Origin of the sequence: Acinetobacter genomosp. 33YU (assembly GCF_001990725.1) — a bacterium.
GTDB lineage: Bacteria > Pseudomonadota > Gammaproteobacteria > Pseudomonadales > Moraxellaceae > Acinetobacter > Acinetobacter seifertii.
In genome coordinates, this window is record NZ_LFZQ01000030.1 from 1 (window position 1) to 1,216 (window position 1,216).

General features: G+C 41.6%; 1 protein-coding gene. It reads left to right on the forward strand.

Annotated elements, in window-relative coordinates; all coding sequences use genetic code 11:
* Positions 1–72 precede the first annotated feature (72 nt).
* Positions 73–1,216 (forward strand): IS3 family transposase gene (locus tag AC056_RS19020; protein WP_139112257.1). Its coding sequence is split into 2 segments (ribosomal slippage), with 1,145 coding nucleotides annotated over them: positions 73–307 and positions 307–1,216; the frame shifts between segments, so codons are not numbered across the junction. This gene is flagged as partial in the annotation.

A 1,216-nucleotide genomic window follows, 5' to 3' on the forward strand; every position in this document is an offset into this window, starting at 1 on the left:
TGATCCTAGCCAAAATAATGGACAGTACTTCCCTCTAAAGATAACGTAACGTTAACTTTGGAGATCCAAGAAATGGCCAAACGTTTTAGTGCTGAATTTAAACAGCAAGCAATTGATTATGCACTTTCAAACTCACACGAGCCTATAGCTGCAATCGCCCAGAAATTAGGTGTGGGTTATTCAACTTTAGACAAATGGATTCGTGAAACCAATCCAGTGGGTTCAAGCAAACGTCAACTTTCACCAGAACAACAGCGGATCTTGGAATTAGAGAAAGAAGTCAAACAGCTCAAGGAAGCCAATGACATCTTAAAAAAAGCGCATGTGTACTTTCTAACAGATCATGCCAAGAAAAGTACACGGTAATTCAAGATCTAGATATGAATGAAGTCACGGTATCTTCTGCCTGTAAATACCTAGGTGTCAGCACTTCAGGCTATTATGCCTGGCGAAAACGTCAGGCCAATACGGTAGAGAAATATAATGATTTAAAAGCCGTATATTGGCAGCATCATGCACGATTGGGTGCACCTTCATTGGTACATGACATGCATGATTTAGGTTACAGCATGAGTGAACGCACTGTTGGAAGAATGCTGAAAAATCTGGGTTTACGCAGCAGGATTGCGCGTAAATACAAGCATACGACTGATTCAAACCATCGTTTGCCTACAGCACCCAATCTGTTAGAGCGTCAATTTACAGTCATTCAGCCTAACAAGGTTTGGACAACGGATATTACCTATATCCGTACCAAGCAAGGTTGGCTGTATTTATGTGTGATGCTGGATCTATTTAGTCGTCGTATCGTGGGGTGGCAAACCAGCCATCGAATAGACCGCCAGTTGGTGTGTGATACGTTTAACTATGCAATGGCTCGTCAGGGTTATCCAACTGGTGTTATGGTTCATTCGGACCAAGGTTCACAGTACTGTAGTCGTGATTTTAGAGCGCTGTTACTGACAAATGATTGTACTCAGAGTATGTCTAGACGTGGAAACTGTTGGGATAATGCAGTGACTGAAAGCTTCTTTCATACATTGAAAGGTCATGTGGTCCATGGCAGTGTGTTTGCCACTCGAAAAGAAGCGAATGCTGTCTTGTTTGACTATATTGAGATTTATTACAATCGGGTCAGAAGACATTCTGCAAATGGCTGGTTAAGCCCTGAAGCCTTTGAGAAGAAATATTTTAAGAATTTAGAGGGATTTGTTGT